Genomic DNA, 26,779 nt, shown 5'->3' with positions numbered 1-26,779 from the left:
TTCTAAAACAGAACGGGCACGTTTTCTACTTGCGCAGCGCGCATTGCTTAGCATCTTCACCAGCACTCAATCGAAAAAATGCGACTGATAAAACTTCGGCGTGACCGCTATCTTCTTCTTAAACTGGCGTTGGAAATGGGCTTGATCGGAGAAGCCGAGCTCTAAAGCGACGTCCGCAATCTCTTGCCCAGATTTAAGCATCACCTTAGCGCGTTTGATCTTCTCATCCATCAGGTAAGCGTGTGGTGACAGGCCAAAATGATGTTTAAACGCTCTTAGTAACTGGTATCGACTCATCTGTGCTTCTTGAGCCAATTGCTCCAACTGATGTGAATAAGAAACATCATCAAGTAACTTCTCTTGAACACGTTTTAGCTGTAATGAGGGTGATTGCTTATTGTGGATCAGGCTTGTACCAAATGCAGTTGCAACGAAATCATACAGACGCGACTCAACCTGAAGCTGACTCGCTTCCCGTTGAAGGTCATTAAACAGGGCTAAGTAGCTTTGCTTAATACGAGGCTCACGCTCAAGTGGATGACAAAAAGGAGTATAATCATCGCTGTAACCACTCCGGTGATGGCCTAGGATCTCTTGCTGAACCTTTCCCATCTGTTTGGTATCAACAAACAACATACTGTAGGACCAGGTGCCAGCTTCGGGGTTGCACGAGTGAACATCGGCCGGATTGATGGTCACAATGTCACCTTTACCAATGTGGTGAGTTGTTTGATGATTACGATAATCCGCACGCCCTTGCTGAATGATGCCAAATGAAAACTCATCATGAGAATGCGCTTCATAACAGGCGGTGCTTTGGTTAGCGATACGTAACTCAATCCAAGGTAATACCGTGCTCTGTTTGAAGTTGGCACTTTTATCTATCTTCATGCGCAGCTCCTTTGCGCTCCTAATACCAAATCATGCTAACAGATGCACCTAGAATAATCGCCATAGTACGATTAAAAATGCGTTGTCTGTTAGGTTGCGATAAATAGCGAGCAAAAGCACTGCCGGTCAGAGCCCACAGCCCTACACCCGCTAAACAGCACACTAAAGAGACGGTAGTAAACGCCCATAACCACTGCTGCTGATCTACCTGACCGACGACATATAAACTGACGCCAGACATCGCAACCAGCCACGCTTTAGGGTTGAGTATTTGGGTGACGGCCCCAAGCCACCAGCCAGAGCTACTCGCCTCAGTGCAAGTCAAATGACTCACAGGTGCAGTAAATATCTGATAGGCAAGATACAACAAGAAAAAGCTTCCCACCCAACGCAGTCCGACTTCCAGTACTGGCATCACCTCGACTAGGAGGTGCATCACGCTGCCAGACAAAAACACGACCAGCGCGTAAGCCAATGACGCGCTGACGACCAATTTGAACGCTTCCCTGCTTCCTCTTTGAACAGCCGTGGTTGTCGCCAAAAGATTTACTGGCCCCGGTGTGGCGGCCCCAACAAAGGCAAAAGCGAGCATCGCGATCAATATACTATTCATGGTGTTCTCCTCTATTACCTGTCCAAGGTAACCAATCGCACCAGAGAGTTATTGAACGATATTGCAGTATCTAAAGAAACTAAAGGGCCTACTGGATGTAGCTGAATGAGAAACCACTGACACGTTAACTGGCAATGGCGGTTATGTTAGGCGAACACAGGTCATTGTCGCCGCGTAAGTGATTTGTGGACAAGAGTAAGTCAATGATTATCAAGATTCGATAAACATAGATGAAGTTAACTATTGTGAACGACTAAGACGCAGGCTTAGTGAGAATACAATCAACCCATTTTAAGCGATTAATTTTTATTAATATATCGCTCAGCATTTGCAAATAACTTATCACATAATTTTTTATGAGTAAGATACTCCGAAGAACCTTCCGTCATAGACTCGAGAACTTCTTTCGCTTCTTGATACTCTTTTACCATTGCAGCAAATCGTTCTTCGAAGTTATTTTTCTGTGCTTTTTTGCTTGATTTTTTAACAGGTTTTCTCATATATCTTCTTACCTTATAGATCCCAAAGTTTTTTCTCTTCTCGTTCTAGCAATATGTTTTCAATTCTTTTTCTGATCTTATGAATATTGTTAGAACTTTCATCCGAACCAGTGTTTTTACCTTTGTCCGGTTTGGGGGTAGTACCCTTCGCTGGCTTTTTCAATTCTCAATCTCCTTCTCTATTTTGGATATAAAAATCGCCCAAAACCTTCCCGTACGAATCTTTAATTTGACCAGAACTTTCAAGTTCACAAAACGAAAAACTCAGGTCAAAATCGCTAGTATTTAATCTAGGAAGAATATGACGTTTTAGTACATCGCTGTTCAACTGATGTATGGGAGAAGACCAAGAAATCTCACCATGATGAAGACAAAATTTTATAACGAACAATTAGGTTTATGTCCTTTGATTGTTCTCTGTTCACGAAGAACATAATACCAATATGTCTTGCGATTATTTTTTCGAGTCATCTGACTCCTTATTGAATTTGAAGAAAAAAGATCTCCACTAAGAGGGAGATCTTTTAGAAAGAAATTACACTAAAGTAACATTACCAGCTTGTGGGCCTTTGCTACCTTGCTCAACATCAAAAGATACCTTTTGACCTTCAGCTAGTGTTTTGAAGCCTTCGCTAACAATTGATTTGAAATGAACGAATAGATCAGCGCCACCGTTGTCAGGAGCGATAAATCCAAAGCCTTTAGTTTCGTTAAACCATTTAACTGAGCCAGTTGTTTTATTTGACATAATATATCTCGATACATTGAATGAATTATAAAGAAAGCTACTAAATAAGGAATGAAGAAAAAGGTATCGCAGGATAGATATGACGAATTTAATCGAAAAACTGAGAAGATCTTGAACTAAATATATTATTAATAGCTCACCGTTTGAGCTGACGACACTATACACTATGTGCACATAATAGATATGTATTTCTTCATTTAATTTTATATCAAACAAAATCAATGAGTTAACACATCAAATCACGCAAGATGTTAAGCCCTGTGCATTTCAATTCAGCATAATTGTCAGAATAATTGCGGTAAAACGGATATCGAGATGAGAGGCGATTAGCTGACTTTCCATCATCAAGAGTTCAGCCAAACGCCTTAATTCATTAGGTGCTACGCCAGCTTAAAGCGGTTGATCATATTCATGAGATTTTCAGAAACATGTCTAAGCTCTTGACCTGAACTCGCCATTTGCGCAGACTCGCTCGACACCGAAACCGCCATGTCACTTAAACTGATCACATTTCGGTTAATATCATTGACCGTTGCCGTTTGTTGCTCTGCGGCGGTCGCAATATGTTGCGCCATCTCTTCAATGGTATGAACCTCTTGGTTAATCTTGTCGAGCGTTTGTCCGGCTTGAGTGGATAACGCCGAAGCCTTATTCGCTTTGTCTGTACCCTGATTCATTATCACTACGACATTTTCAGCGCCCGCTTGTAGCTTCTCTATAATATTTTGAATCTCCAGAGTAGACTCTTGCGTACGCTGCGACAGCGTTCTCACCTCATCAGCAACCACGGCAAAGCCACGACCTTGCTCACCAGCGCGCGCTGCCTCAATCGCCGCATTGAGTGCCAACAGATTGGTCTGCTCCGCGACACCACGAATCACTTCAAGAACCGTATCAACATTACGCGCGTCGGTAGCGAGTTTCTGCACAACTTGGGCGGCCGAGACGATTTGTTCCGCTAGCTCATTCGCCTCGGTGACATTGTTTTTAATGATGGTATGGCTGTTTTGTGTTTCTTTGGCTGCAAATCGACTGGCTTCGTTCGCTTCGGCCGTTCTTCCTGCCACTTCTTCAACGGTAGCGAGCATTTCTGTCATCGCTGTCGCCAACATATCTACATCATTTTGCTGTTGAATCAAGTTGTCATCAATATGGTGTACCGAGTCAGCCAATTGAGTGGCTGATTTCGATACTTGTGTTCCCGCATCACTAATATTGAGCATAATCGATTGAATTGAGGCAACGAACTGGTTGAAATAACGTGCCAAATGAATCAGTTCTTTGCTGCCTTCTTCGGGTAGGCGTTGTGTTAGATTCCCCTCCCCCTGAGAGAGGGTTTTCATTGCTCGTAAAGTACGCTTTAAAGGTGAAGTAATGGTTTTAATGAAATAGCCAACCACAAGTGATAACACGACTAAAATACTGATCGCGTAACTGATTGAAGTTACCTCGGCTCGATAAGTCACCGCTTGCAAGGCGACCATATTAACCCCAGATCCAACCATCCACCCCCATGGTTCAACCATCACCGCATAACTTGTTTTTGGCGCAAGAGTCTCGCTATCTGGATTTTTCCACCGATAGTCGACAAAACCTCCACCATTTTGAGCTGTTTGATACATCTCTTTGACGAAGTAGGCGCCGGTACTATCTTGAAGTTCCATGATGTTCTTACCGAGAAGAGACAAAACTCCGGTCGCCAGTTGATAACCATCCCGGTCTCCGACGAAGATATAGTTCCCACCATCAAATCGCATCGCAGAAATGGTTTCCAAAGCACGAGCCTGAGCCTCCTCTGTGCTCAATGCGCCAGTCTCGCTTTGTTGTTGGTAATGTTTGATAACGCTTACAGCACTTTGAACTAAGGTTTCAACTCCTCGCTCGTAGTTTTCGCGCATATGATCACGAGATGTATCTATATTAATAAAAGTATTAGCGAATAAACCTATCGCAAATAAACCAAGTATCGACCAAGCTCTAACAGCAATAGATACATCTTTTAGTTTCCTACTTAACATACTGATATTCCCTAACCAATTAAATTTATTATTATCCCATTAACAAAACCATTGAAACCAAACGGTTATAAGCTAATTGGATTTACTTTATGAATATAACGGTAGCAGCAAAATGAGTAGTTTGTGCGGCTGAACCATGAATTTCTTATGTTTTAACGGGTAATAATACAAGCCTCAATTTAACTCTATGAAAATATAATTAATTAAAGTAGAAGGGTGAGTTTGATAATGTGAAAAGTTTTGTATGACAAAGCAGCAAAGTGAAACTATATCAATCTCAGACATGCTCAATAGCCTAAGTTCGACAACCCATTCGGAAAAATGAAAAAAGCCACACCCTAAGGTGTGGCAAGACAAAAAGAACTGGCAGTGGATAGTTCGTTTTGCTACTCAGTGACCGAATGGCGGTCACAAAGGTTCAGTTAATAGGTTTCAAACACACCAGCGTTATAATCACGAATGGTTTGCTCAATTTCAGCCATGCTGTTCATGACAAAAGGCCCATAATGAACAACAGGCTCATCGATCGGTTGACCAGAAAAGATCAGTACCCCACCCGATGCGAGGTTGGTCAGAGACACCTTGTCCCCCTTGCTCAACAGAGCGAGTTCACCTTGATTGACTACCTGACCATCAATAGCGACAGAGCCCTGATAGCTAAGAACCATCATGTTAAAGTGTTCTGGCACCTCAATTGAAAGTTGCTGTCCTTGCTCAGAACGCCAATCAGAAACACTCAGTTCCACCCCTGTTCTGTCTAGCGGCCCCGTTAACATCTCACCATTGGCAATTAAGGTTCCAGCTAATACCCGCAGCAATCCAAGTTCATCACCGCTATGTTCAGTGATGGTTTCTGGTTGGAAGTCAAAATATTGCGCGGGTTTCATTTTGTCTCGGGCAGGCTGGTTAATCCAAATTTGAAAACCGTGCAAATCGCCCTCTTCCATAATGGGCATCTCGCTATGGATAACGCCACGACCCGCCGCCATCCATTGCGCACCACCACTGCGAAGTTCACCAACATTTCCCATATGATCACGATGCTGAAAGTGGCCTTTGAGCATATAGGTTAGGGTTTCAATGCCACGGTGTGGGTGTGGAGGAAATCCACCGACATAGTCTTTACGTTGATCCGATTTCAACTCATCGACCATCAAAAATGGTGAAAATTGTGTATTGTTAAACCCAGCGACACGTTGGATTTTCACACCATCACCATCAGATGTCGCATGAGTGCGGATAATTTGCTTGATTACTCGATTCGCCATGATCGCCTCCCGATAACTTGATAGGTGTAGTTTAGAGAGCGATATGCCTTTCATACAGAGGGCAGAAGCGAACAGCTTGTTTGAAAAATTTGAATGAGTACAGCTAGACACTGGCGGCTAGCTGACACTGAACACATGCCTCACTCATCAAACAGCGATTGGTATCTGTTCCGCATCAGGATAAGATACGCCATCCACAAGTCACGGAAGTCCTGATAATAATTATGAAAGCTCACCCATTTATTGATGCTGGTGTTAAATACATTCCGCACTATTTCCAAGTACCCTTAAACTACGCAGACAGCGCACAAGGGACAATTGAAATCTTTGCTCGTGAACTATCACTGGTCGCCGATGGCGACAGCACTAAGCCTTGGCTGGTCTATTTTCAGGGTGGACCGGGGTTCCCGTCTCCACGCCAGAATGGTCACAATGGCTGGGTAAAACGTGCCCTACAAGAGTACCGAGTGTTACTCCTCGATCAACGCGGTACCGGCAATAGTTCTGTGATCACCCATCAAACTCTGGCTCCGTTCTCGGCAGAGCAGCAAGCTGAGTACCTAAGTCATTTCCGTGCAGACAATATCGTTCGTGACGCGGAATTTATTCGTCAACAGTTTGGTATTAACCAGTGGGCGATTCTCGGTCAGAGCTTTGGTGGTTTTTGTTCACTTACTTACCTGTCACTGTTCCCTGAAAGCCTTTCTCGTAGCTACATCACTGGAGGTGTGCCATCTATTCACCGTCATCCTGACGAGGTGTATCAGGCCACGTTCAAGCGTACGATGGAAAAGAACCAAGCTTTCTTCAAACAGTTTCCGCAAGCGCAGCAACTGTGTAAGCAGATTGCCGACCATCTGCTTGAGAACGATGAGTTTCTGCCCAACGGGCAGCGTTTCACGGTTGAGCAATTTCAGCAGATTGGTATCAACTTCGGCATGAGTGATACCTTCCTGCCAACTTACTATGCGCTCGAAAATGCTTTGATTGAGGTGAATGGCAAACCACAACTTCGTTACGAGTTCCTAAATAATATGTTGATGGAACAAGGTTTCCAGACCAATCCTATCTACGCCATCTTGCATGAGTCGATCTACTGTCAGGGCTTTGCTTCAAACTGGAGTGCCCATCGTATTCGCCAAACTCGTGATGAGTTTAACTACGCGAAAGGTAAACCATTCTACTTTACCGGCGAGATGGTGTTTCCGTGGATGTTCGACCAATACCACTGCCTGAAACCACTCAAACAAGCAGCAGAACAACTGGCAGCAAAACAGGATTGGGCCCCCTTGTACCATGCGGATGTGCTTGCCAATAACAAAGTACCTGTGAGCTGCGCGGTATACGCTGATGATATGTTCGTCGAAATGGACATTAGTCGTGAAACCTTGGCAAAGATTCCAAATTCACAAGCGTGGATTACCAACGAGTACGAGCACAACGGACTGCGTGCCGATGGTGAAAAGATCCTCGATACGCTCATTGCTATGGGTCATCAAACCGCGGCAACTATCAACTAAAATTAACGCCCCCGACTCACATCGGGGGCGTTTTTTTAGCTCATTGAGTGGAGGCCAATCATATTGCCTTCCGTGTCAGCCACTATGGCAATGTATCCATGCGGGCCGATGGAAAATTTGCTATTCATTACCTTGCCACCCGCTTGTTCAACACGAGATTCCTCGACCGCACAATCCTGACATGAGAAATAGACCATAGTACTGTTGCCACCCGCTACGACGCCTTCCATTTTCGCCAACGCACCAGATGCTCCATACTGCTCCATATCAGAGGGAAACAGCCACATCTCGACCCCCATATTGGCGACATCTTCGAGATGCTCCAATGAGGTTTCAAGTACTGCTTCATAAAAAGCTTTCGCTCGCGGCATATCATTCACATAGATTTCAAACCAACCAACCGGATTCATTTGCATACTGTCACCTAACCGTTACAAGTTCCCTTCTAAATCTAGCGCAGTTATCACTCTCCACTACCTTGGCTAAGGCTATAATGCTCATTTTCTCACTCATGAGCTAACAGGTAGGGTGACTGTAAACGTGGTCCCCTTACCCAGTTCGGAATCCAAACAAATATTGCCACATAAGTTGTCTACCATCGCTGCCGCTAGCGACTCGGCACTACAATCATAAATTACCATTTATCAATGATGACATATGAACTCACTCACATTAGACTGGTAATCGTTGGCATTTTCGTCAGTTGGCAGCAAGACAGTGATAAGGTGATAAGGTGATAATATGACTATCCAATGGTGTGAAAAATGTGCCAAAGAGACCGAGCACAAAGAACTGATAAAGCAGAAACCGTCGAAGTACGGTAAAAGCAAAAAGGAACAATTTAAGGCCTTTCTTTCTGGATTTGTTAGTGGTGCTGCCGTCGGTGGTGCGCTGGCTTCTCTAGAATTGATTGATCGCTATGTAGTCTGTCAGGAGTGTGGCCATAAGAAACTCGAAAACCATGGCGAAGAGTTTCAGTAAGGCTAAAATAGGTCGGTGTCTGTTTTTGTCGTAAGCCCTAATGCTGAAGATTTCTAATACCGTTACCCTTCAATCCTGGGAGATCCAACTGACCGCTATACGAGCGCAAGGTTCAGGCGGTCAGAACGTGAATAAAGTGTCCTCTGCGATTCATCTTCAGTTCGACGTGAAGCATTCTACTCTGCCAGCTATCTACAAAGAGCGTCTACTCGCCCTCAAAGATTCCCGTCTATCTAAAGAGGGGGTTATCACCATCAAGGCGCAGCAATTTCGAACCCAAGAGCAGAACAAAGAGGATGCGCTCAATCGCTTAGCGGAGCTTATCCGTTCTGCGATGGTGGTGCAGAAAAAACGCCGCGAAACCAAGCCAACCAGAGCATCTAAAGAGCGCAGGCTCAAGAGTAAGGGAATTAAATCACAAACGAAATCCCTGCGCGGACGCGTGCAGCACTAACCGTTCGACCCTTGGATGCCAATTGTCTCCTTTCCTAATAGGGAGACTTTGCTCTGTACTGTAAGTATGCTTGAATTAAATCACAAATTAATCGTTGAGTAAGGTTATGACAAGCTTAAGGAAAAGCCTCATTTATGCCCTGTTGATACTATCAGGTATCGGTTATTGCCAAGCATCAACCCATTGGCAATTTGAAGGTGACAAAGACGGAATCACCATCTTCTCCCGCCATCATAGTGATGGACTGGTAGAAATTCGCGCACGTATGTTTGCGCCAACCAGTTATGGGGCTTTTGTCACCCTGTTAGAAGACACGGAGAATGTGCCCAACTGGATTGATAACGTCAGTCACAGCCGCGTTGTAAGGCAAATCTCACCAAACGAAAACATTGTCTACACCCAGTTTTCCGCTCCCTGGCCCGCCAAAGATCGCGATATGGTGACTTACTCAAAATACTCCGTGGATGAGATAGGCTTTACGCTAAATATCAAAGATGCCCCTCCCGCAAGTTTGCCCGAACAAGATGGTTACATCCGTATTACCGCAGTGAAAGCGACTTGGACACTGCAAAAGCTAACCAACGGAATGACGTTAATAGAGTACACCGCATTTGCTAATCCTGGCGGTGCTCTGCCTAACTGGCTAATCAACAAATTGGCTAAAGAGAGCGCTCGCAATACTTTTAAGGGTCTCAAGCAGCAGTTACCAAACTATCAAGACGATTCAAAGCCTGATCTTAGCCAATAAAAAGGGCCAGCGATGGAAGCTGACCCTTGTGTTACTTATTATTTAGCTATTTAAACTTATAGAATACGGTCGCTAGTGGAGGCAGACGCAGTGAAATAGATTGTGCCAATCCTTCACTTTCTACTGCCTCGGTCGTTACCTGTTGTGCAACTGAATAATCGCTACCATGATATTTAGCACTGTCCGTATTGAGCAGCAATTCATATTCGCCTGCCAAAGGTACGCCTAGCCTGAAATTGTCGTGAGGAACAGGTGTGAAGTTGGTGATCACCAAAATTCTCTCACCGTTGTCACTCAAACGTTCATGAGCCAAAATCGAGGCTTCTGCCGCATCTTGTAGACGCCACTCAAAACCGCGCGGTTCGCAGTCGAGTTCGTGCATCGCTCTTTCACTTGCGTAAAGCTTATTAAGATCTCTGGTTAGGCTCTGCACACCTTGGTGACGTTCAAATTCAAGTAAGAACCACTGTAGCTGATCATCATGATTCCATTCCGCAGTCTGACCAATCTCAGCGCCCATAAAGTTGAGCTTCTTACCAGGTTGTGCATACATGTAGCCGAGGTAAGCGCGCAAGTTTGCTGTTTGCTGCCACTCATCCCCCGGCATCTTGTTGTGAATAGAGCCTTTACCGTAAACCACTTCATCATGTGACAGAGACAGAACGTAATTTTCACTATGAGCGTAAACTAATGGGAAAGTGATGGTATCGTGATGGTATTTGCGATGAACAGGATCCTCCTGAATGTATGATAACGAGTCATGCATCCAGCCCATATTCCACTTAAAGCCAAAGCCCAATCCGCCCATAAAGGTTGGCGCAGAAACACCAGGGAAAGCGGTCGATTCTTCAGCAATGGTCATGGCATTCGGGAAGTGTTTGTAAACTTCTTCGTTCATCCACTTAAGGGTTGCGATAGCATCGTAGTTTTCGTTACCACCATCGACATTTGGAATCCATTGATCGTGACTGCGCGAGTAGTCGAGATATAGCATTGAAGCCACCGCATCAACGCGAATACCATCAATATGGAATTGCTCAAACCAGTAAAGCGCGTTAGACACGAGGAAGCGGCGAACATGCTCACGACCAAGATCGTAGATGTACGAGTTCCAATCCTGATGCCAACCACGACGCGGGTCTGGATCATGGAACAGTGGCGTGCCATCAAAGTTCGCCAAGCCATGGTCATCCGATGGGAAGTGCGCAGGAACCCAGTCGAGTACCACGCCAAGACCCGACTGATGGCATTGATCAACAAAGTATTTGAAGTCGTCTGGCGAACCATAACGGCTGGTTGGCGCAAACAGGCCAACCGGCTGATAGCCCCAAGAACCATAGAATGGGTGCTCAGAAACCGGCATCAGTTCAACGTGTGTATAGCCCATATCGACTAAATAAGGAATTAACTGATCCGCCAGTTCGCGATAGTTAAGGAAATCACCATCGGCATTGCGGCGCCAAGAACCTGCGTGTAGCTCATAAAATGAGAGCGCCTGCTTACGTTTCTGTGTAACTTCTCGCTCTTGCCATGTTTTATCATTCCACTGATAACGGTTGTGATCATAAGTCACAGAAGCAAACGATGGATATTGCTCAGAGTATGCGCCCCAAGGGTCCGCTTTATGCGGTAAGCCTTCACCATTAGGACCTTTTAATTCGAACTTGTACTGTGTGCCTTCAGCGAGGTTTGGAATGAAGATACCCCAGATACCATAATCGAGACGCTGCATTGGCGTGCGACGACCATCCCACTGGTTGAACTCACCGACTAAGCTACACGCTGACGCATGCGGTGCATAAACCAGAAAGCGGATACCGGAGATCTGTTTACCATCTCGTTCCAAAGTGATGAATTGAGCACCCATGTGCTTGTACATCTCTTTTGGTGTATGCAGATCGTCATACTCTGCGTAAATCGTGTGGTATTGATATGGGTCGTCAATCAGTTGTTCGGTTCCATTCCAATCAACGGCTAATAGATAGTGGCTAAAGCGTAGATCTTTGTTTTGTTTGAGGATAAAGCCCGAAGCGTCCTCACGTTCAAGTTCGATACGTTGATCATCAATAACTAACTCAACTTTGTCCGCACCTGGCATCCAAACACGCAATGCCTCTTGTTCACCACTTAAAAATGGGCCGATGAAAGAAAAAGGGTCAGAAAATGTCGCATGTGAAAGTTGGTTATATATCTTTGTCGCCTTATCTAACGTTGTCGTTTTCAAGTTATTCTCTCCCTAACCTAACTTTCTTTATTCAAATGAGTTTGGCTGAAATATAAAGGGGTTCTATGACCCAAAAAGCCCGCTAGGTAGCGGGCTTAATTAGCGTTACAACAGTGTAGCGAATTCGGCGTTTACATAGAGTGACCTGACCGAAAAATTTTCCATGTACACCTTGTAAATCCGTTTTATTTACTCACTTTAGCGCGAACTTCGGTGAGCTTATGAGCAATACGATTTACCCCTTCATGAGCAAAAACCTCATCAAGGTTCATCGACAGCTTACGACGCCAGTTCGGGTACTCGTCAACCGTGCCTGGAATGTTAACTGGCTTGTCCATTTCCAGCCAATCTTCCAACTGAATACTCAGCAGGGTCGAAGATCCCGCAGCAACGTGCAGTTGCAGTGCTTCCGCTAGGTAGGAATCCATAGGTACGTACTGAGCATCGCGACCAACGCCTTCAGGCAAGTAACCGTGCCATGCAACGGAATCTAGGATACCTTGTTTACATTCCAGACGGCTTGCGAACAGACCCTCTAGTTGCTTAGCATCAGGGTACAGACCAAGCTCTTGACCCATTTTCAGGTCATCACAATGCCAGAAACCACGTAGGGTCGGCATATCGTGCGTACACAGAGCAGACATAGACTGTTCAGCGTAGTGTGCCGGAGAGATAAAGCCGCCATCTTCTTCTGACGTTTCGAAGAAGAATACCTTGTATGAGTGAACACCTGCGTCACGCAGAATATCAACAATCTCATCCGGCACAGTACCTAAGTCTTCACCAATCACACTACATTGGTGACGGTGTGATTCCAGAGCAAGAATTGCCAACATATCTTCTACTGGGTAGTAGATGTAAGCACCCTGAGTCGCAGATTCACCTTTAGGGATCCACCACAAACGCAGTAAACCTAATACATGGTCAATACGCAGTGCACCACAATGCTTCATGTTAGCGCGCAGTAACTTGATGTAGGCATCATAGCCTGTCGCCTGCAGCACTTGCGGGTTAAGCGGTGGTAGACCCCAGTTCTGACCCAAAGGACCAAGAATATCTGGTGGAGCACCAATGCTCGCATCCATGACTAGGCTACCTTCATCTGCCCATGTTTCTGAACCAGAATCCGCAACACCGACGGCAAGGTCACGGTACAAGCCAACAGACATGCCTTTCTCTTCTGCTAGAGCCTGCGCCTCTTTAATTTGGATATCAGCCACCCATTGCAGGTACATGTAAAGATGTACTTGATCTTTGTTTTGCTCGATAAAATCCTGAACCGCGCGGTTTTCAAACTTACGCAACTCTTCCGGGAATACTGGCCAGCCCCAGATGTTTGAATCTTTCGCATGCAGTTGCGCATGCAGAGCATCAAACGCAGCTTGGTGAATTAGGCTTTCGCCACCTTCTTCGACGAACGCTAAGAAAGCCTGTGCACGTTCGCTATTTTTATCCAGATGACGCTTTTTAAACTCAGTAAACAGCTGCGGTAGCACACTCATTTTGAGATCCGCGACTTCGCTGTAATTCACCCAGTGAGATTCACGTGCTTTTTGTAGACGTTGCTGGAACTCCGCACTGCCCACTTTTTGCTGCGCTTCAATGCTAAGCGAAAACTCAGGTACTGAGCTCACATCAATGTAGAGAATGTTCAACCAACGACGCGATGAAGGGCTGTATGGGCTCGCGCCTTCTGGGTTGGCAGGGAACAGTGAATGAATAGGGTTAAGACCAACAAAATCACCACCGCGGGAAGCGATATCTGCCACTAACTGTTTCAGATCCCCGAGATCACCAATACCCCAGTTATGCTGAGTGCGTAGCGTATAAAGCTGGACACTTGGGCCCCACATTTTCTTACCATCGACGATAGCATCCTGCTTGTAACATGCTTTTGGCGTCACAATTAGCGTCATTTCATAAGGCGCTTTACGACGTTTACGAGAAATCGTCAGTTTGTGATAACCCCAAGCAATATCACTTGGTAATGCAAACACTAAAGGGCCACCCTCTTTGCGCTCATCACGAACGATTTGCGATTGAAGATAGCCTTCAAGTACCTCTCCTTGCTCTGTATCGAGACGCCAGCTGAACTCACTTTCGCGAGCACTCGCACCAAGATTGAGCACCACTTCAATTGGCTCTCCATCACGGACTACCTGAACAGAAGCGAGCACCTCTTGCTTGTGCTTTTTCTCCGCTGATTTTAGAAGAGTTTCATCATTGGTTGTGTCATAGCCTAAAGAAGCGAGTAGTCGACGAATTGTTTCATCAGCAACTTTTGCTTCATCTCCCCACGCGCTTACGTAGCTGTCGGCAATTCTCGCCATTTCAGCGACTTGTTTTAATGCGTTATCTTGTTTCATCGCTCTCTCCGAAGGACTGCTTATACCTTCAAAATGTAGGGTTATTAAATCGTTATAAAGAGTAGAGCCAAGGCGCTAGGCCTTGGCTTTGTCTGGTTCAATTAGCGCGATACCGCTTCTAATTTCCAAATGTTATTGACGTAGTCTCGAATCGAACGGTCTGAGGTGAATTTACCCATCAAGGCCGTATTCAAGATGGCTTTCTTCGCCCAGCCAGCTTGGTCTTTGTACTGTGCACCCATCGCCTCGTGCGCCTGAACATATGATGCAAAGTCCGCTAAACATAAGTATGGGTCACCACCATCAAGCAGGCTGTCGTACGTTGCTCTTAGCAGGCCAGGTTGACCAGGTGTGAACTCTTCGCCCACTAGCAGGTCTAGTGACGCTTTTAGCAAAGGATCTGCGTGGTAGTAGTCGTAAGGGTTGTAACCCGCTGCTTTAGTCGCAACGACTTGGTCAACTTCAAGACCGAAGATATAGATGTTCTCATCACCCACCTCTTCACGAATCTCAACGTTAGCGCCATCCATAGTACCGATAGTCAATGCACCGTTCAGCGCCATCTTCATGTTACCCGTGCCCGATGCTTCTTTACCCGCTAGAGAAATTTGCTGAGATACATCCGCCGCAGGAATAATGATTTCAGCCATGCTCACGCGGTAGTCAGGAATGAAGACCACTTTCAGTTTATCGCCAATACGCGGATCGTTGTTGATCTTGTCCGCAATCTTGTTGATAGCAAAGATGATTTCTTTCGCTAGGTGGTAACCCGGCGCTGCTTTCGCTGCGAAGAATGCAACACGTGGCGTGCATTCGAAACCAGGTTCGTTAATGATGCGGTGGTACAGCGACAGGATGTGTAGCAAGTCTAGATGCTGACGCTTGTACTCATGCAGACGCTTGATTTGTACGTCAAAGATCGCATTGGTATCAAGCTCGATGCCCATGTTGTCTTTAACCCACTTCGCCAAACGCTCTTTGTTCTGTTTCTTAACAGCCATGAACTCTTTCTGGAATTTTGCGTCAGTAGCGTACTGAGCAATACCTTCTAGCAGTTCCAGTTTCGCCGGCCACTCGCTGCCAATCTTATCCGTGATAAGTTGAGACAGGCCCGGGTTACAGAACTTCAACCAACGACGTGGAGTAATACCGTTTGTCACGTTATGTAGACGAGTTGGGTACATTTCGTGGAACTCAGGGAAAAGATCTTTCTTAACCAATTCTGAGTGCAGAGCGGCAACACCGTTTACTGCGTATGAACCAATCACACATAGGTTAGCCATGCGAACCATACGGTTGAAGCCTTCTTGAATGATAGATAGCTTAGCTTGTTTCTCACCATCACCAGGCCACATTGCACGAACTTCTTGTAGGAAGCGGTGGTTGATTTCAAAAATGATTTCCATGTGGCGTGGAAGCAGACGCTGGATCAGAGATTCAGGCCAAGTTTCCAATGCTTCTGGAAGAAGTGTGTGGTTGGTGTAAGCAAAAGTCTTCGAGCTGATTTCCCACGCTTTATCCCAAGATAAGCCTTTCTCATCAAGAAGAATGCGCATCAATTCTGGGATAGCGATTGTTGGGTGAGTATCGTTTAGCTGGATAGTCTCTTGCTTAGGCAGATCCGCCAATGCAAAACCTGCTTGCTCGTGACGACGCAGAATATCGCGAACTGATGCTGCCGAGTGGAAGTATTGCTGCATTAGACGCAGTGTCTTACCTTTCTCGTGGTTGTCATTCGGGTATAGAACTTTAGTGATGTTACCAGCGTCGATCAGCGCATGCTGAGCTTCGAAGTAGTCACCGTTGTTGAAGCTTGCTAGTGAGAAAGGCGCTATAGCCTGACATTCCCAAAGTCGCAGTGGGTATACCGTGTCAGACTCGTAACCAACAATTGGCAGATCCCAAGGCATTGCTTTTACCGTCATGCCAGGTACCCACTTGCGGACTTCTTTTCCGTTTTCATGCGTCACTTCAACATGACCGTAAAAACCGATCTCTTGTGCCAATTCAGGACGAGCCACTTCCCATGGGTAGCCTTCAACACCGCGCCATGCATCTGGTGCTTCCTGCTGACGACCATCTTTGAATGATTGCTTGAACAAGCCGTATTCATAGTGAAGACCGTAACCCACCGTTGGGTACTCTTGTGCTGCACAAGAATCCATAAAACATGCTGCTAGACGACCAAGACCACCGTTACCCAGTGATGGGTCACGCTCTTCTTCAAGAAGGTCAGTCAGGTTTTGACCCAACTCTTCCATCGCTACGGTGATTTGATCGTACAAACCCATGCTGATTAAGTTGTTGCCCGTCAGACGACCAATAAGGAACTCTAATGACAAGTAGTTTACGCTTTTCGCGTTTTTGATCTTCGGATCCTGCTCAGTCTTAAGCAAGTCAAAGGTTGTTAGTTCTGCCAGTGCTTTGCCCATTGCTAGGTACCACTCACGCGCAGTCGCTGTTTCTACAGTTTTAGCGTAAGTCGCTGAAAGGTGTTTTTTCACATCAGCTTGGAACACTGCTTTATCAAAATTTTTCTGTTGCGTAGGTTTCATTAGAGAAATCTCACTTATTGGTTTCAATCCATCTGTGCCATATCGTGCATCGACATGATTGGCAAAACATCCTCCTACTCCTAGCCATTTTAGGAGGAGGACAAAGGGCGTAGAGGGCGTACAACCAGTAGCTCAGTGATCTAGGTCTCATTAAGTTTTCCTAACATCACAGCTCGGGTGATTGAGATCACACCGTCAACCAATTTAGCCTATATCTGGTTTATTAAAGATAGGTGTCGAGAAAAATACACAATTGATGAATATGCATACTCGATCACATTAAGTTTTACTTCGCAGTGCAATTTTCATGATTTCTCGTGCAAACAGGCACTAAAATCTCATCTCACACAGATCCAATAAGAGACATTCATCACAATAAAGGGGCGTAGCAGGTAGCAAAATGTGAATTAAGCGAAAAACCCATTGTTGATCAATAACGGTTATGATTGTTCTCAAGTAACATCATTGCCAATAAGCTTTACTGGTTAATATTTACACAATTAAGTGTTTCACCTTCGGGTAACTTCGCTGCTCCACGGAAAGTGGAAGGATAATAGGGAATAAAAAGATGTGGATTCCTTCTAAGTTAACGCGTCCGGGTCGATTACATAACGCCATTGTACGACCAAGGGTATTAGATCTGCTCCAGCAGGCTCCTTTCTACAAATTGGTGCTACTCCGATCACCCGCTGGCTATGGTAAAACCACCATGGCAGCTCAATGGCTATCGGACAAGTCACACGTCGGCTGGTACAGCATTGACGAAAGTGACAACGATTCTTTTCGCTTTATGAACTACCTGCTTCAGGCACTGAACAAAGCCACCGATGGCAGTTGCCCAAACTCGCAAAAACTTGCAGAAAAACGCCAATTCTCTTCACTTCACTCCCTATTCGGTGAAGTTTTCACTGAGATGTCTCAATTTCATCAAGAGTGTTATTTGGTTCTGGACGACTATCACCTGATTTCTGATGACGAAATTCACGAAGCTATGCGCTTTTTCCTCAAGCATATGCCAGACAACCTCACACTGGTTGTGACCAGCCGAGCAGCACCACCACTGGGGACGGCTAACCTTCGCGTGCGAGACTTAATGATCGAGATCGGCGACGAAATGCTCGCCTTCGATACCGAAGAGACAACGCGCTTCTTTAATCAACGTATCGCCGATGGCATTGACGATACCACCGCGACCAATTTACGTAACTACGTAGAAGGCTGGCCATCAGCACTACAGTTGATCGCTCTGCAAGCGCAGCATCAAAACAAAACTCTCGCTCAGTCGGCCGAGTCTTTCTCTCAGTTCAACCACGCACACCTCTGGGACTACCTGATAGAAGAAGTGTTTGATCTTTTAGATACCGAAACCCGCCAATTCTTGCTTCAGTGTTCTGTCCTTGATCACTTTAACGATCAACTGGTCTCTGAACTGACTCAGCGAGAAGATGCACTGAGCATGATCGAGTCTCTCAATCGCTTTGGTCTGTTTATTCACCCTCTCGAGGGAGAGCAAAACTGGTACCGTTTCCATAATCTGTTTGCCGAGTTCCTTGCTCACGAGCGCAGTGCGAGAATTCCTCAGCAAGAGAAGCAACTCCACCATGCAGCCGCTAAAGCGTGGCTAAAACTCTCCTCGCCTCATCAAGCTCTTCGTCATGCACAAGAAGCCAAAGACAGCCAGTTAACCGCAGATATCCTGACTCAGTATGGCTGGAAGATGTTTAATGGTGGTGAGCTGCAAACACTCGAAAAAGCGATCAACTCTCTCACCACAGAACAGCTCTACAGTGAACCTAAGCTTTGTATGTTGCAGGCTTGGCTAGCGCAGAGTCAGCACCGCTACAACGATGTTGGTGACCTGCTATCAAAAGCTGACCAAGAGATGAGTAAGCTCAATGTGGTTCTAAGCACCAAAGAGCAAGGTGAGTTCAATGCCCTTCGCGCTCAGGTTGCCATTAACCGTAACGAACCAGAACAAGCGCTAGAGTTAGCAGAACTGGCGCTAAGCCAGTTGGACAGCACGGTTTACCGTAGCCGTATTGTTGCGACGTCAGTCGTGGGTGAGGTCAACCACGTACTTGGTCATCTTAGCCGAGCTCTGCCAATGATGCAGCAAACAGAGAAACTGGCTCGCCAGTATCAGGTCTACCATCAGGCTTTATGGGCGATGCTGCAACAAAGTGAAATTCTGATTGCACAGGGCTACGTTCAAGCCGCTTTCGAAGTGCAAGACAACGCCTTTAAACTGATAGAAGAACAACAACTGCAACAAGTTCCGCTGCATGAGTTCTTACTTCGTGTACGCGCCCAGATCCTATGGTGTTGGAATCGACTGGATGAAGCAGAAGAATGTGCCTATAAAGGTCTGGATATCCTTGGTAACCACAGCCCGAGTAAGCACTTACATAGCTACTCAATGCTGGCACGTATCGCGATTGGCCGAGGCGAGCTGGATAAGGCAGGTAAGTTTATCGAGCAGATTGTTCACTTACTCAAACAATCTACCTATCACGTTGACTGGACTGCCAACGCCTCGCTCTCTCTGATCCTATTTTGGCAGGCTCGCGGCGATCACGAGTCAATCAAACAGTGGTTGGAAACAACAGTTAAGCCTCAGCATGCATGTAACCACTTTACTCAACTCCAGTGGCGTAATATTGCGCGTGCGCAAATCATACTAGGGCTTTTTGACCAAGCCACTGAGACACTTAATTTCCTCCAGCAACAGGCAGAGGAAAATGAGTTGCTGACCGACACCAACCGAAACCTGATTGTTTCCGCTGTACTCGCCATCTCACAAGATGACGAAGAGAGCGCTCGTGAACAACTAAAGAAAGCATTAGCACTGACCAATCAGACGGGTATGTTAGGTAATTTCCTCATAGATGGCGCGAAAGTGGGTCATATCTTGGAGAAGCTCAACCATAAGAATGAGCTGGGAGATTTAGAACGTCACCGCGCACAACAGCTACTCAAAGATATCTCAACCACTCAACGCAGCAGTTCTGTTCACTTTGATGAAGAGTTTGTTGAAAAGCTGGTCAACCACCCGAACATCCCAGAGTTGGTTCGCACCAGTCCACTGACTCAGCGTGAATGGCAAGTTCTCGGGCTGATCTATTCTGGTTTTAGCAACGAACAGATCGCCCAAGAGCTAGACGTAGCGGGGACAACCATCAAAACCCATATTCGCAACTTGTACCAGAAACTCAATATCGCCAACAGAAAAGAGGCGGTCAAAACCGCCGAAAACCTGTTGCAGTTAATGGGATACTAGGTAATTTAAATGAACAATTAGCCACTAATGTTTGTTGTGGCTAATTTTCTTCGATCGTGTTTCAGATTAGTTCGTTAATTTTCGAATAATTCAATATGGTCTTTTATTTTTCATCACTAATCAACTCATCTATAATCATTAATTCAATACGTTTACGAGTCCTACTGTATTCCGCGTATTTAGTTTTCTCTGCTTCCACTCAGTTATATAACTTTCTCATCAATCTCATAAACCAAAGAGCTATCTAATCAGAGCTGTGTTGTACAGATGTCTGTCGTTTTTCACAAAAAGGCTCAACGTAAAACAATGATGTTCATTCTTGGTAATAACCAAGCACCTCGTCCTATTCCGATTAAAATCCATCGATTTACAATGAAAAATGGTCGCCTGACAATGTACGCAAAACCATATTATTTCTTGTTCAAAACAAGTGCTCATATGGATATTTGCAGAATAAACCTACAACCAAGAATGAAAACGCCTACATACCAAAAGAAACTAGAATATGGAATGAATATCTCAACAATTCAAATATAGCTCACATGAAGTGAGAACAATATCAAAATTGGATAGCGACAACATATATCCATTAAAAAAACAGGTGTATAGGTTATTTTATAAACATATGTAATTTAATTTGTTATTAGCTTTTGTTTGATTTTTTATCTTAATAGGATATCGTCATGAAAGTTTTGAATAAAAAAATTGAAAACTCAATAAGCTCAATCAACAGTAAATTCACAGGGAAGCCGATTAAAGGAAAGTTCAAAGAGGAAGCTTTACAGGAATTAGGATTGTTCGTTGAAGTCGTCGCCAAAGATGAGAGAAGGCACGAAATAAATATACCCTCTTTTCTATATTGGATTAAGCCTGCAATCCTTCATAATCAATACCTATTTTTTTATGATGAAGGAGATATAAATCCTACAGGCTATATCCTTTGGGCTTGGGTAGATGAAAAAACACTCTACAGTTATTTGAATAGTAAACAGTTCATTTTACACCCAATGTGTTGGAATGAAGGAAAAAATTTAATTATTGTTGACTTTGTTTGTTTAAATAAATCTGACACACGCTTTACATTACATAACTTATATAGGAAATTAAGGCATAAAGTTAGCATGTCCTACAAAGATGTTAATGTGAGCATTAGAAACTCAGAAGGTTCAATAATTAAGCACAATAGGGAAAATTCCAATGAATGAAAAGTCATTAAAATTTAATGAAAGATTCATATTTGAAAATGAGTGCTTACCTGAACTTTCGTTTGCCCCATTTAATACATATAAGTTAAAGAACACTCATGTACTTTGGTTGAATAAAAGTCTACTTAGAAAGTATCAGATCGATGGTACAAACGAAGAAATAGAGCAACAAATAATAAATAATTACTCGTACGTTTCTTATGGTTATGCAAATTCAAACCGTTTGATTAAATCCGACACTAAATTATTTCGTGCAGATCGTTACGGATCGAGACACGAAGTCTGTAATGGAGGAAGTGCACGCTGTGGGTATGATGGTCGCTTTCATGTCAAAGGAATAGGGTTAACTCCACTTTTATCTGAAAACATGAGTAAGTCACATTCAAATGGAAAATTATTTTTGGATGAAGCTATTTCAGAAGCTATCTGGGGAGAAGTTTGTCATCAACATTTGCCTTTCGGGGCAATAAGGACGTTGGCAATTATCAAGACAAATGTATTAGAGGACTTCTTATATTTAGAGGATACTCCGAAAAAACCATGCGCCTTGGCAATAAGAGAATTCTCAATTAGGCCTGCACATTTTGAAAGATGCACTTTTTTTTGGCCTTCATCAGAAAATATACATCTGAGAGACAATGATGCTCAACGTGTGCGTGAGTGCATTAAGTTTCTACCTATCAGTCTTAATTTGAGCCGCACTGAGTTATCTAGTGAAAAAGAGTTACTTCATTGTTGCAATGAAATGGTTTTACGAATTGCGAAACAGGTCGCTTACTCAAGAGTTAAGGGCATTCCTCACGGTTCTCTAACGAGTTCAAATATCAGTGTTGATGGGCGATTTTTAGATTTCGGAACAATGACCGCTGTCCCTGATTTCGGTAACTATATTATTGCTAATGGCGTAGGCGCTGTTTGGGATGACCATTTATTGATTATTAATTGGATAAAGAACTTCACTCTTACACTAAATCAATACTCGCCCTTTGGTGGTGTACTCTCAAAAAATTCGATAAGAAAACTCTTAGATACATTTTGCAACGAATTGGATCATCAAGAAAACTTGGCAATTTTGGAGGAGTTAGGAGTTTACGATAAATGTTTTAAGAACCTAATGATCGCAAAGGATATAAAAAGAACATTAGTGAGTACTCAACGAATGTCCATCGGTGATTTTAACGACAAAAGTTTCAGACGCACTATAAGAGAAATAGCATCTAGTAAAGGATTAGAAGTACATAAAGTTAATTTCGAACTGAGAGATTTTAAATACTCTACCTTTAACATTTTAAACGATAAAGACCTAAAAATTAGTAAGTATTCTAAGGAGTCTGTTAAAAATTTAATTTCTCGTTACTGTTGAGGTATTACATTATGCTTGATTTAATAGAATTAATTTTAGTTACAACATCTGCGATTACTTTACTTACTACAATAACCTTATTTGTTGCATACAATTTTAGAGCAGAAGGTAATGACGTAAAACCGCTACCAAAAGTATCTGTTTTACTCCCATATTATAATGAAGAACCTGATGTTTTGATCAAGTCGTTGTTATACCTAGATAGTCAATTATTTCCTAATCAGCTCGAAGTATTAATTATAGACGATGGTTCTACAAATGAATCAGTCAATGAAGTTGAAAAGTGGTTATCAAACCCTAGAAAACAAAACTATAAATTAATAAAGAAATCAATTAATGATGGCCGTAAAGGATATGCACTTGATTATGTACTCAATTTGGGTATTGCAACTGGTGATGTGTATGTTGTCGTTGATAGCGATACATTTATCGAACCAAATGGAATAAAAGAATTAGTTAGTAAGTTGTGGTCTGATGATCGATACGCAGCGGTTTGTGGATATATTACTCCAAATAATTATCAAGATAGCTTCATTGGCTTACTACAACATTACGAACATATTAGTTTTTACGGAGCAATTAGAGCAGCACAAGATAGGCTTGGGTGTGTCCCTGTCCTAGCAGGTGCTTTTGTTGCACACAGAGCGTCAGTAGTGAAAGAGTTAGGCGGATGGAGTGAATGGCTAGTTGAGGACATTGCTTGGTGTTGGAAGGCGATATCAAACCGATATAAAACAGGCTATGCCCCTAAAGCAAAAGCCACTACACAATGCCCGATAGATACAAAAGGTTTATTTAAACAAAGACGAAGATGGGCCAGAGGGCGTGTAGAAGCCTATGTCGTAGCTTGGAAAACGCATTGGTTAGCAGGTTTGTTTTCAACGCCATGGTTCATGATTACTGCAACCCAATATATTTTTCCATCTAGTTTTATTTTGTTAACTTTTATGATTTTATTTAATATTTGGATTCCTATTGTTCTAGGTATCATAAATTTTATTTTTTATTGTATGTTAGTTCATTTATATATATTGGACAATGAGTTAAAAAAAGAACTTACTACAAAACAACTATTAAAAGCACCCGTGTTTTCTATGCTATTGGAAACAATAACATGGCTGCCAAATTTACTGGGTTATATTGATGAAGCTTTGGGTAAGAAGAAAATATGGTTAACTCGATGATCAGTTAATCATAACCGAGCGCAGTACTCTTTTACTGCATTAATAAGAAGGAAATTATTATGTATAACTTAAATAAAGATGAAATCATGATGGTAGATGGCGGCGGTGATGGTGGATATTCAGGTGGATATCCAGCTTCTTCTAGTGGGGTATCACAACAAGCTAACTCACCAAGTAGAGGGTGTGCACAAGCTATTGCGGGAGGTGCAATTACGGGAGCATTGAATGGGGGATTATCTGGGGGATTAGGGGGAGCTGTTGGTGGTGCCGCTCTTGGAGGATTTGGCGGCGCAATAAGCGGAGCTTGCAATAAATAAATACATATTGGCCTAGTAGTAATTACTACTAGGCTTTCTTAACAAATGGGCTATAAGATGAATAAAATAAAGTTAATTCCAATTAGTGCTTCAATATTGTTAGGTGTTGTTCTATTCTTCTACAATATAAACATTAACGAAATGAATGGATTTAAAGGAATAACATTATATATAATGTTATTTTTTGTAATAACAGGTATAAAAAGCTCAATTTTATCAGTTATAAAAATAATGGCTGCAACTTATGATGAGAAATAGAAATAACATTTCCAAAATAGCATATCAAGTTAACAAAATAAGAAGTCCTTACTTATCTATCAATTGGGCTTTAATTAATAGTTGTAACTATAAATGCAATTACTGCCATTCCGACCTTAATAGCGGTTCAATTAAATCTCCATCATATTGTATTGCAATTGGTTTTGTAAAAAGAATAATAAATCATTCTAAAAAACTTGGCCTTAGACCTTATTTTGAGTTTGGTGGTGGAGAAGTTACTATTCTTCGTTATTTCAGCGATCTAATTAATTTTATTCATAAAAATAATGGACTGGTGTCTATTATTTCTAATGGTTCAAAATCTTTACAATGGTGGAGAGATAACGTCGGTTATTTGAATGGTGTCAGTCTAAGTTATCACGTCAACGATATAAAAGATGAAACTCATTTTATTGAAGTAGCAAAGATACTTGAATGCTCAAGCAATACGAGAGCACACGTCAACGTAATGATGGACCCTCAACGCTTTGACGACTGCTACTTGTTTGCACAACGCTTGAAAGAACAAGTTAAGTGTTCAATCGCATTGCAACCTCTCTATGAAGGATTTGGTCATGGTGGTATCACAAAAAGATACGATTATACCGACGAACAAGAGTCATTAATGCAGACTTTTAGAGGTCGCCCTGAAGAGAAAAACTTGCCAGAACCTAGAGCTTTACTAGAGGTTGAATATTTAGATGACTCCAAGGAAACATTATCGACTTTTGATCTACTAATTAACGATCAGGTAAATTTCATCGGCTGGGATTGTTATGCAGGTGTAGAGAGTATGGTGATCACTTTTTCCGGTGAAATATACAGAGCATGGTGTATGCAAGACGGCACAATTGGCTCAATATATGATGAACAGATCACCTTACCAATAACCCCTACTCGTTGTCGTACCAAGGTCTGCCAATGTGGGACTGATATATCTTCGAAAAAGATCAATCGAAAATTAACTGTAGATCCCAATACTCTTATCGAAACGAAAAACCTAGATTAAAAGGTCATTATATGGTCACAGGGGCTAAACACTTATATCGACCAGAATATTTTGATGCACAAAAGACGTCTAATGAGGGGAACATTTTGCTCAATACGTCATTTAATCAAAATGTTTATCTCATGCTTTCGATATTAGTGTTAATCGCGATTGTATCTTTCATTACTCTTTCTGAGTATACAAGAAGGGAGACATTACTTGGTGTTGTTAGTCCACTCGGAGGTATGGTTAAGGTGCAGGCTAATGACTCTGGGTATGCTGAAAAACTTTTTGTAAAAGAAGGAGATAAAGTCGACGTTCTTACACCGCTATACGAAATAAAGACAGAACGTTTTGATTACTTGGGGATCGGCGTAAAACAAAGAATTTTAACTTCAATCGAAAACCAATATCAATTACTTATTGAAAGACGATTGCAAGAATCTGAGAAAGTTAAAATTGAGCGCCAAGCTCTGATGGAAAATATCTCTCGTCTGGATGCCGAAATCGCTACATTAAATAAGGTACTGCAACTTTCTCAGCAAGAACTAGAGCTTACTGAACAACTTGTTAACAAACAGAAAGTGTTACTTAAAAACAATTTCTTGTCTGAAATAGATTATCAGAAGCAACAACTAGACTTTATTTCGAAGCAGTCTCAATCCGAAGCACATAACTTGAATTTGCAGAGACTTCAAAGAGAGAGACAGAGCCAGCACTCTAGTCTTAATAATTTAGACATCAATTTAAGCATCGCTTTGAAGGAGATAGATCGGCAGTTAGAAGCCATGTTTCAAAGCAAAGTTGAATTTTTATATCAGAGTGATAGTCAAGTACGTTCCCCGATAAAAGGGATTGTCGCTTCAATTCTTGCTGAGGAAGGCCATTCAGTCTCAAATGGCCAACCCCTCCTGATTATTGTGCCAGAAAATGATAAGGCGTTCGTCGAATTATTTGCGCCAAGTCGTAGTATCGGCTTTATGAAAGTTGGACAAAAAGTAAGGCTAAGGTTTGATGCATTCCCATATGAAAAGTTTGGCGTGCAGAGTGGCGCTATTACCAGTATTTCAAAATCAGCCGTTGCGCCCGAAATGATTGCAAATCGAAGTTTAGTTAATGGTGCTAAGGTCGAAGGGCTATACCAAGTAAAAGTCGAACTTAACAAGCCAAGCATTACAGTTTATGGCCGTGAAGAACATTTTGTTTCAGGAATGACTGTGACTGCTGATGTTGAGCTTGACACGCGTAAAATATACGAATGGATATTAGAGCCGTTATATAGCATTAAAGGAAAAATTTAG

At 43.1% G+C, this 26,779-nt stretch carries 22 protein-coding genes; 11 read left to right on the top strand and 11 right to left on the bottom strand.

The features are described from left to right. Positions 1-66: 66 nt before the first annotated feature. The 7 genes from ACQEXR_RS09595 to ACQEXR_RS09565 form a co-directional block, all read right to left on the bottom strand. Entirely contained in the window at positions 67-891 is an 825-nt protein-coding gene (locus ACQEXR_RS09595; protein ID WP_138971674.1) for a helix-turn-helix transcriptional regulator, read from the bottom strand. Between the two features lie 19 nt (positions 892-910). After that, positions 911-1,504: a LysE family translocator gene (locus tag ACQEXR_RS09590; protein WP_427020217.1), complete on the bottom strand. Its 594-nt coding sequence runs from the start codon at positions 1,502-1,504 to the stop codon at positions 911-913. Positions 1,505-1,803: 299 nt separating this feature from the next. After that, positions 1,804-2,004 (bottom strand): hypothetical protein, encoded by a 201-nt coding sequence (locus ACQEXR_RS09585; protein ID WP_138971672.1) that lies wholly within the window; start codon positions 2,002-2,004, stop codon positions 1,804-1,806. Between the two features lie 13 nt (positions 2,005-2,017). Continuing rightward, positions 2,018-2,167, bottom strand: a complete 150-nt coding sequence (locus ACQEXR_RS09580; protein WP_427020216.1) for a hypothetical protein — start codon at positions 2,165-2,167, stop codon at positions 2,018-2,020. Between the two features lie 372 nt (positions 2,168-2,539). Next, on the bottom strand, positions 2,540-2,752 hold the full coding sequence (gene cspE / locus ACQEXR_RS09575) for a transcription antiterminator/RNA stability regulator CspE (RefSeq protein WP_138971670.1): 213 nt from the start codon (positions 2,750-2,752) through the stop codon (positions 2,540-2,542). Between the two features lie 380 nt (positions 2,753-3,132). Further along, positions 3,133-4,770 carry a methyl-accepting chemotaxis protein gene (locus tag ACQEXR_RS09570; RefSeq protein ID WP_427020215.1) on the bottom strand — a complete coding sequence of 546 codons (1,638 nt, stop codon included), beginning with the start codon at positions 4,768-4,770 and terminating at the stop codon, positions 3,133-3,135. A gap of 422 nt (positions 4,771-5,192) precedes the next feature. Then, the gene (locus ACQEXR_RS09565; RefSeq protein ID WP_427020226.1) at positions 5,193-6,041 is read right to left on the bottom strand and encodes a pirin family protein; all 849 of its coding nucleotides are present in this window, start codon (positions 6,039-6,041) and stop codon (positions 5,193-5,195) included. Positions 6,042-6,262: 221 nt separating this feature from the next. Between ACQEXR_RS09565 and ACQEXR_RS09560 the strand changes: the two genes are divergently transcribed. Next, positions 6,263-7,558, top strand: coding sequence for an alpha/beta fold hydrolase (locus tag ACQEXR_RS09560; protein ID WP_427020214.1), 1,296 nt, complete (start codon positions 6,263-6,265; stop codon positions 7,556-7,558). 35 nt (positions 7,559-7,593) lie between these two features. On the opposite strand, the gene ACQEXR_RS09555 is transcribed toward ACQEXR_RS09560, so the two are convergent. Further along, complete coding sequence (locus tag ACQEXR_RS09555) at positions 7,594-7,974, bottom strand: VOC family protein (protein ID WP_427020213.1); 381 nt, start codon at positions 7,972-7,974, stop codon at positions 7,594-7,596. Positions 7,975-8,299: 325 nt separating this feature from the next. Here ACQEXR_RS09555 and ACQEXR_RS09550 point away from each other — a divergent pair, with 325 nt between their 5' ends. From ACQEXR_RS09550 to ACQEXR_RS09540, 3 genes are all read left to right on the top strand, one after another. After that, on the top strand, positions 8,300-8,539 hold the full coding sequence (locus ACQEXR_RS09550; protein WP_138971257.1) for a hypothetical protein: 240 nt from the start codon (positions 8,300-8,302) through the stop codon (positions 8,537-8,539). 40 nt (positions 8,540-8,579) lie between these two features. Continuing rightward, positions 8,580-8,993 (top strand): alternative ribosome rescue aminoacyl-tRNA hydrolase ArfB, encoded by a 414-nt coding sequence (arfB, locus tag ACQEXR_RS09545; RefSeq protein ID WP_138971256.1) that lies wholly within the window; start codon positions 8,580-8,582, stop codon positions 8,991-8,993. Between the two features lie 106 nt (positions 8,994-9,099). After that, on the top strand, positions 9,100-9,741 hold the full coding sequence (locus ACQEXR_RS09540) for an START domain-containing protein (RefSeq protein ID WP_331427921.1): 642 nt from the start codon (positions 9,100-9,102) through the stop codon (positions 9,739-9,741). 46 nt (positions 9,742-9,787) lie between these two features. On the opposite strand, the gene glgB is transcribed toward ACQEXR_RS09540, so the two are convergent. The 3 genes from glgB to ACQEXR_RS09525 form a co-directional block, all read right to left on the bottom strand. Further along, positions 9,788-11,965: a 1,4-alpha-glucan branching protein GlgB gene (glgB, locus tag ACQEXR_RS09535; RefSeq protein WP_426953150.1), complete on the bottom strand. Its 2,178-nt coding sequence runs from the start codon at positions 11,963-11,965 to the stop codon at positions 9,788-9,790. A gap of 185 nt (positions 11,966-12,150) precedes the next feature. After that, complete coding sequence (gene malQ / locus ACQEXR_RS09530; protein ID WP_427020212.1) at positions 12,151-14,331, bottom strand: 4-alpha-glucanotransferase; 2,181 nt, start codon at positions 14,329-14,331, stop codon at positions 12,151-12,153. A gap of 101 nt (positions 14,332-14,432) precedes the next feature. Continuing rightward, complete coding sequence (locus tag ACQEXR_RS09525; protein ID WP_426953149.1) at positions 14,433-16,886, bottom strand: glycogen/starch/alpha-glucan phosphorylase; 2,454 nt, start codon at positions 16,884-16,886, stop codon at positions 14,433-14,435. A 568-nt stretch (positions 16,887-17,454) separates the two neighbouring features. Here ACQEXR_RS09525 and malT point away from each other — a divergent pair. From malT to ACQEXR_RS09490, 7 genes are all read left to right on the top strand, one after another. Beyond that, on the top strand, positions 17,455-20,163 hold the full coding sequence (gene malT / locus ACQEXR_RS09520) for an HTH-type transcriptional regulator MalT (RefSeq protein WP_138971251.1): 2,709 nt from the start codon (positions 17,455-17,457) through the stop codon (positions 20,161-20,163). 683 nt (positions 20,164-20,846) lie between these two features. Further along, positions 20,847-21,368, top strand: coding sequence for a toxin-activating lysine-acyltransferase (locus ACQEXR_RS09515; RefSeq protein WP_427020211.1), 522 nt, complete (start codon positions 20,847-20,849; stop codon positions 21,366-21,368). After that, positions 21,361-22,731, top strand: coding sequence for a protein adenylyltransferase SelO family protein (locus ACQEXR_RS09510; protein ID WP_427020210.1), 1,371 nt, complete (start codon positions 21,361-21,363; stop codon positions 22,729-22,731). Before ACQEXR_RS09515 ends, ACQEXR_RS09510 begins: the two co-directional genes overlap by 8 nt. A gap of 11 nt (positions 22,732-22,742) precedes the next feature. Then, positions 22,743-23,915 (top strand): glycosyltransferase family 2 protein, encoded by a 1,173-nt coding sequence (locus ACQEXR_RS09505; RefSeq protein WP_427020209.1) that lies wholly within the window; start codon positions 22,743-22,745, stop codon positions 23,913-23,915. Between the two features lie 59 nt (positions 23,916-23,974). Continuing rightward, positions 23,975-24,232, top strand: coding sequence for a hypothetical protein (locus ACQEXR_RS09500; protein WP_427020208.1), 258 nt, complete (start codon positions 23,975-23,977; stop codon positions 24,230-24,232). 244 nt (positions 24,233-24,476) lie between these two features. Next, positions 24,477-25,499, top strand: a complete 1,023-nt coding sequence (locus ACQEXR_RS09495) for a radical SAM protein (protein WP_427020207.1) — start codon at positions 24,477-24,479, stop codon at positions 25,497-25,499. An 11-nt stretch (positions 25,500-25,510) separates the two neighbouring features. Then, positions 25,511-26,779: an HlyD family secretion protein gene (locus ACQEXR_RS09490; RefSeq protein WP_427020206.1), complete on the top strand. Its 1,269-nt coding sequence runs from the start codon at positions 25,511-25,513 to the stop codon at positions 26,777-26,779.

Source organism: Vibrio sp. TRT 2004, assembly GCF_050113735.1.
In the GTDB taxonomy this organism is placed as follows: Bacteria; Pseudomonadota; Gammaproteobacteria; order Enterobacterales; family Vibrionaceae; genus Vibrio.
The sequence above is the reverse complement of the archived record's forward strand: the minus strand, read 5'-3'. Positions and strand labels throughout refer to the sequence as shown.

Coding starts and splice junctions, on each gene's coding strand:
- ACQEXR_RS09595 (WP_138971674.1), bottom strand. CDS start 891: ATGAAGATAGATAAAAGTGCCAACTTCAAACAGAGCACGGTATTACCT.
- ACQEXR_RS09590 (WP_427020217.1), bottom strand. CDS start 1,504: ATGAATAGTATATTGATCGCGATGCTCGCTTTTGCCTTTGTTGGGGCC.
- ACQEXR_RS09585 (WP_138971672.1), bottom strand. CDS start 2,004: ATGAGAAAACCTGTTAAAAAATCAAGCAAAAAAGCACAGAAAAATAAC.
- cspE (WP_138971670.1), bottom strand. CDS start 2,752: ATGTCAAATAAAACAACTGGCTCAGTTAAATGGTTTAACGAAACTAAA.
- ACQEXR_RS09570 (WP_427020215.1), bottom strand. CDS start 4,770: ATGTTAAGTAGGAAACTAAAAGATGTATCTATTGCTGTTAGAGCTTGG.
- ACQEXR_RS09560 (WP_427020214.1), top strand. CDS start 6,263: ATGAAAGCTCACCCATTTATTGATGCTGGTGTTAAATACATTCCGCAC.
- ACQEXR_RS09555 (WP_427020213.1), bottom strand. CDS start 7,974: ATGCAAATGAATCCGGTTGGTTGGTTTGAAATCTATGTGAATGATATG.
- ACQEXR_RS09550 (WP_138971257.1), top strand. CDS start 8,300: ATGACTATCCAATGGTGTGAAAAATGTGCCAAAGAGACCGAGCACAAA.
- arfB (WP_138971256.1), top strand. CDS start 8,580: ATGCTGAAGATTTCTAATACCGTTACCCTTCAATCCTGGGAGATCCAA.
- ACQEXR_RS09540 (WP_331427921.1), top strand. CDS start 9,100: ATGACAAGCTTAAGGAAAAGCCTCATTTATGCCCTGTTGATACTATCA.
- malQ (WP_427020212.1), bottom strand. CDS start 14,331: ATGAAACAAGATAACGCATTAAAACAAGTCGCTGAAATGGCGAGAATT.
- ACQEXR_RS09525 (WP_426953149.1), bottom strand. CDS start 16,886: ATGAAACCTACGCAACAGAAAAATTTTGATAAAGCAGTGTTCCAAGCT.
- malT (WP_138971251.1), top strand. CDS start 17,455: ATGTGGATTCCTTCTAAGTTAACGCGTCCGGGTCGATTACATAACGCC.
- ACQEXR_RS09515 (WP_427020211.1), top strand. CDS start 20,847: ATGAAAGTTTTGAATAAAAAAATTGAAAACTCAATAAGCTCAATCAAC.
- ACQEXR_RS09510 (WP_427020210.1), top strand. CDS start 21,361: ATGAATGAAAAGTCATTAAAATTTAATGAAAGATTCATATTTGAAAAT.
- ACQEXR_RS09505 (WP_427020209.1), top strand. CDS start 22,743: ATGCTTGATTTAATAGAATTAATTTTAGTTACAACATCTGCGATTACT.
- ACQEXR_RS09500 (WP_427020208.1), top strand. CDS start 23,975: ATGTATAACTTAAATAAAGATGAAATCATGATGGTAGATGGCGGCGGT.
- ACQEXR_RS09495 (WP_427020207.1), top strand. CDS start 24,477: ATGATGAGAAATAGAAATAACATTTCCAAAATAGCATATCAAGTTAAC.
- ACQEXR_RS09490 (WP_427020206.1), top strand. CDS start 25,511: ATGGTCACAGGGGCTAAACACTTATATCGACCAGAATATTTTGATGCA.